At 70.3% G+C, this 4,883-nt stretch carries 6 protein-coding genes; all 6 read left to right on the top strand.

All coding sequences use genetic code 11. The features are described from left to right. The first annotated feature begins 178 nt into the window (after positions 1-178). Complete coding sequence (locus VFB40_RS14125) at positions 179-1,840, top strand: glycoside hydrolase family 13 protein (RefSeq protein WP_349261473.1); 1,662 nt, start codon at positions 179-181, stop codon at positions 1,838-1,840. Positions 1,841-1,877: 37 nt separating this feature from the next. After that, positions 1,878-2,231, top strand: a complete 354-nt coding sequence (locus VFB40_RS14120) for a VOC family protein (RefSeq protein WP_324850765.1) — start codon at positions 1,878-1,880, stop codon at positions 2,229-2,231. 74 nt (positions 2,232-2,305) lie between these two features. Next, positions 2,306-2,629 (top strand): MazG-like family protein, encoded by a 324-nt coding sequence (locus VFB40_RS14115; RefSeq protein WP_324850763.1) that lies wholly within the window; start codon positions 2,306-2,308, stop codon positions 2,627-2,629. A gap of 90 nt (positions 2,630-2,719) precedes the next feature. Then, positions 2,720-3,349 carry a DUF3887 domain-containing protein gene (locus VFB40_RS14110; protein WP_324850761.1) on the top strand — a complete coding sequence of 210 codons (630 nt, stop codon included), beginning with the start codon at positions 2,720-2,722 and terminating at the stop codon, positions 3,347-3,349. Between the two features lie 59 nt (positions 3,350-3,408). Next, the gene (locus tag VFB40_RS14105; protein WP_324850759.1) at positions 3,409-3,759 is read left to right on the top strand and encodes a PH domain-containing protein; all 351 of its coding nucleotides are present in this window, start codon (positions 3,409-3,411) and stop codon (positions 3,757-3,759) included. Between the two features lie 76 nt (positions 3,760-3,835). Further along, positions 3,836-4,883, top strand: a 1,048-nt coding sequence (locus VFB40_RS28575; protein ID WP_349261472.1) for an ATP-binding cassette domain-containing protein, incomplete at its 3' end; no start/stop codon positions are given.

The raw sequence follows: 4,883 nt of genomic DNA, 5'->3' as shown, positions 1-4,883 counted from the left end.
CTGCTGTTCCAGCGCAACATCATGTCCGGCCTGACCAGCGGCGCGATGAAGGGCTGACCGGCGCGGCGGCACGAGTAGCAGCAGACGAAGAGTTCTGATTCACGGGCGATCAGCGTCGATCACCGGGCATCCCCACACCTCAACGCGACAAGAGAGCGGGTAGCGATCCGTGCCTGACGTGCGTTCCCACGAGGCGGCCGAATGGTGGCGGTCGGCCGTCATCTACCAGATCTACCCGCGCAGCTTCGCCGACGGAAACGGCGACGGCGTCGGCGATCTGGCGGGGGTCCGGGCCCGACTGCCGTATCTCGCGCGGCTGGGCGTCGACGCGCTCTGGTTCAGTCCGTGGTACGCCTCGCCGCAGGCGGACGCGGGCTACGACGTGGCCGACTACCGGGCGATCGACCCGGTGTTCGGCACGCTGGCCGAGGCGGAGGAGCTGATCCGGGAGGCGCACGCGCTCGGCATCCGGATCATCGTGGACGTGGTGCCGAACCACTGCTCGGACCGGCACGTGTGGTTCCAGCAGGCGTTGGCTAAGGGCCCTGACTCGCCCGAGCGGGAGCTGTTCTGGTTCCGGTCCGGCCGCGGCCCCGGCGGCGACCTGCCGCCGAACGACTGGCAGTCGATCTTCGGCGGGCCGGCCTGGACCCGCACGAGCGACCCCGACGGCGCGCCGGGTGACTGGTACCTGCACCTGTTCGCGGCCGAGCAGCCGGACCTGGACTGGGAGCATCCGCGGGTCCGCCGGGAGTTCGAGGACGTGCTGCGGTTCTGGCTGGACCGCGGCGCCGACGGGGTGCGCATCGACTCGGCGGCGCTGCTGACCAAGGACCGGGCGCTGACGGACTTCGATCCCGAGGACCCGCCGTATCCGCATCCTTATACGGACCGCGATGACGTGCACGACATCTACCGGTCGTGGCGTGCGATCGCGGAGTCGTACCCTGACAAGCGGGTGCTGATCGGCGAGGTCTGGCTTCCGGACGCGCAGCGGTTCGCGAACTATCTGCGCCCTGACGAGCTGCACACGGCGTTCAACTTCGCGTTCCTCGGCTCGCCCTGGCAGGCCGACGAGCTGCGGCGGGTCATCGACGAGACGCTCACGATCCACGCCCCGGTCGGCGCCCCCGCGACGTGGGTGCTGTCCAACCACGATGTGCCGCGGCACGTGACGCGGTACGGTCGCGCGGACACCTCGTTCAACCTCGAGTTCCGGCAGCTCGGCGCGCCCACGGACCTCACCCTCGGCACGAGGCGGGCGCGCGCGGCGATCCTGCTCTCGCTCGCGCTGCCGGGTTCGGCGTACATCTACCAGGGCGAGGAGCTGGGCCTTGAAGAGGTCGAAGACCTGCCGGACTCGGTACGTCAGGACCCGATGTTCTTTCGCACCGCGGGCGCGAACCTCGGCCGGGACGGCTGCCGCGTGCCGCTGCCGTGGTCGGGCCAGGAACCGCCGTTCGGCTTCAGTACCACGGCGGGCGATCCAGTGAAGGTTGAGCCCTGGCTTCCGCAGCCGAAGGCGTGGAAGGACCTGTCGGTGGAGACGCAGACCGGCGACCCGGGCTCCATGCTCGAGCTCTACAGTGCTGCACTCGCGCTGCGCCGCGAGTCCGAGCACCTTGGCGACGGGCCGCTCACCTGGCTCCCCGCGCCGGACGGTGTTCTGGCCTTCGCTCGCGGCGCCGCGGGCGAAGGCACGGATCCCTCCTTCGTCTGCGTGGTCAACCTCTCCGGCGGCCCGGTCCCCCTGCCGGTCGACGGCACGATCGCGCTGTGCAGCGGTGCGCTGGAGTCGGGGATGCTGCCGGACGATACGGCGGCCTGGCTCGTGCGGTGACCCGCAGCCTCACGCGTGCGGCCCGTAGCATGCCGGCATGGCGAGTGTCATCAAGAACGTCTCGTTCGACGCCCAGGACGCGCTGAAGCTGGCGACGTTCTGGGCCGCGGCCCTCGGGACCGACGTCGACGAGGACTCGACGGCCGAGAAGGCGTTCGTGGAGGCGGCCGGCTGGGGCGGCCCTAACATGTGGTTCAGCCGGGTGCCCGAGCCCAAGACGGCGAAGAACCGGGTCCACTTCGACCTGCGCGCCCCAGGCTCAATGGAGGACGAGGTCCGCCGGCTAGAAGAACTCGGTGCCACCGTGCTGCGCCGCGACGAGCACATCACCACGATGGCGGACCCGGAGGGCAACGAGTTCTGCGTCGAACCCGGTCCGTCCGGGCACTGAGCCGCACCGTGCCCATCGGCCGCCGCGGGGTCGGTCCGGCCACGAGCTCTCGGCCCGCGATTTAATGGCGGACCGTGGATGATCGCGCATGGGAAACCGCCGCCCGACTCGTGGACTGGCTTGACGGCCACAACCGCGACAACGACGTGGCACCGGAGGTGACCCGGCTGCTGCGTGTGCTGAAGCTGTCCGAGGAGGTCGGCGAGACCACGCAGGCGGTGATCGGCGCGCTCGGTGCGAACCCGCGCAAGGGCACGACGCACAGTTGGAGCGACGTCGAGCACGAACTCTGCGATGTGATCATCACCGCGATGGTCGCCCTGACGACACTGAACCCGGACGCGCGCACGGTATTCGCCGAGAGGCTCGAGCACGTCGCGGCTCGATCGCTCGGCTAGTTGTTTTTATCGGGGCTGGACGCGGCGTGCTTCGAGTCCGCGCGTAAAGGGCGCCTTTACGCGCCGAGGCTGTAAAGCTATTCTTTACACGTGGACGGTTCTTCCGCGAGCCTGATCTCTTCGAGCGCCTTGCTGGCCAAGCAGTCCTCAGCCCTGGCGCAGGCCGTCAGCAGCCCGTTGTCGCCGCCGCCCTACCTCGACCTGGTTCGAGACGCCCGGCGCACCCATGAACTGGCCGAGCAGGTGCTCAAGCTCTGCGTGCAGCAGTCCCGCGACGCCGGCCACACCTGGCAGGAGATCGGCGACCTGCTCGGAGTCACCCGCCAAGCCGCGTTCCAGCGGTTCGGCAAACCCATCGATCCCCGCACGGGAGAGCCCATGGACAAGACGGTGCGCATGGCCGACGCTGCGGAGCGCGCGGTCAAGATCGTCACGGACGTCCTCGAAGGCCGCATGGACGAAGCCAGGGCGTCATTCGACGCGCAGGTTCTGGCCGCCTTCACCGACAAGGTGCGCGGCGACGCCCTGGCCACCGTCGCGGGCATGGTCGGCGCGTTCGAGGGCTTCGGCGAGGGCGAGCCGTTCGTCCGGCGGATCGGCGACCACACGGTCGTCGACATCCCGCTGCGTTACGAGGCCGGCGAGATGAAGGCGCGCGTCGCGTTCGACGCGGAGGAGAAGGTCGCCGGGCTGTTCATCCTCACGCCGCAGACCCCGTGAAAGCCGACAGCTCTGACCGCAGACAGCACAGACAGCTCTGAAAGCAGGAGGTGCAGACGATGAGCCAGAACGGGACGCCCGCCTACGAGGACGGCCGGATTCGCTGCGACGACGAGGCCGTCACGATTCGCCTCTACTACCCGTGGGGCAACAAGCGGATCCGGTACAGCTCGATCCGAGGCGTCAAGCGGCTTCCGCTGACCGGCGCGAACAAGGTGCGCAAGTGGAGGATCTGGGGTTCGGGCGACTTCATCCACTGGTGGAACCTCGACGTGCGGCGCCCGCGGAAGGACGTCGCTCTCGTGCTCGACGTCGGCCACACCGTGCGCCCCACGATCACTCCCGACGACCCGGACGCGGTCGAGCGCATCCTCGCCGAGCATGCCGCGGGGAGCGGCTCCCGGGCCTGACGGCGCCCGGCCCTGGCCGGCGCGCGGCGGAAAAGCGGATGACACCGTTCCACGCCGCGGGTGAGAATCCGCATCCATGGGCTACGTGGACGTCGCCGGGCTGCGACACGTGCTCCCGGACGGCCGGGTGCTGTTCGCGGACGTCTCGTTCCGGGTCGGCGAGGGCGCGAAGGTGGCGCTCGTCGGGCCCAACGGCGCCGGGAAGACCACCCTGCTGCGGCTGATCTCGGGGGACCTGCCCGTCCGGTCAGGGACCATCGCGCGGGTCGGCGGCCTCGGCGTGATGCGCCAGTTCATCGGCATGATCGGCGACGAGACCACGCTCGCGCAGCTCGCCCTCTCGCTCGCGCCGCCGCCGCTGCGGGAGGTCGGCGAGCGCCTGGCCCGCGCCGAGGACGCGCTGGGTTCGCTCGGCTCCGCGGCCGGCGAGCGCGAGCAGATGCGATACGCCAACGCCTTGACCGCGTGGGGCGACGCCGGCGGCTACGAGCTGGAGGTGGTGTTCGACACCGTCTCGGTCGCGGTACTCGGCCTGCCCTGGGACGAGGCGCGGCACCGGCCGGTGCGCACCCTCTCCGGCGGACAGCAGAAACGCTTCGCGCTCGAGATGCTGCTGCGCGGGACGGACGAGGTCTTGCTGCTCGACGAGCCGGACAACTTCCTCGACGTGCCGGGCAAGCGCTGGCTGGAGCGCCGCCTGCTCGAATCGCCGAAGACTGTGCTGTACGTCTCGCACGACCGCGAGCTGCTGGCGAACACCGCCGACCGGGTGGTCGCGGTCGAGGGCGGCTCGGCCTGGACGCACGCCGGGTCGTTCGCCTCCTGGCACGAGGCGCGGGCGGCGCGGCACGAGCAGCTGGACGAGCAGCGGCGGCGCTGGGACGAGGAGCACGCCAAGCTCAAGGAGCTGGTGCGGATGTACCAGAGCAAGGCGTCGCATAACTCTGACATGGCCACCCGGCTGCAGGCGGCGCGCACCAGGCTGGCCAAGTTCGAGCAGGCCGGGCCGCCGCCCATTCCGCCGCGCGAGCAGAACATCCGCATGCGGCTGGACGGCGGGCGCACCGGCAAGCGCGCCGTCGTCTGCGAGCAGCTGGAGCTGGACGGGCTGACCAGCCCGTTCG

This window comes from Actinocrinis sp. (genome assembly GCF_035650855.1).
Classification (GTDB): domain Bacteria; phylum Actinomycetota; class Actinomycetes; order Streptomycetales; family Catenulisporaceae; genus Actinocrinis.
The sequence above is the reverse complement of the archived record's forward strand: the minus strand, read 5'-3'. Positions and strand labels throughout refer to the sequence as shown.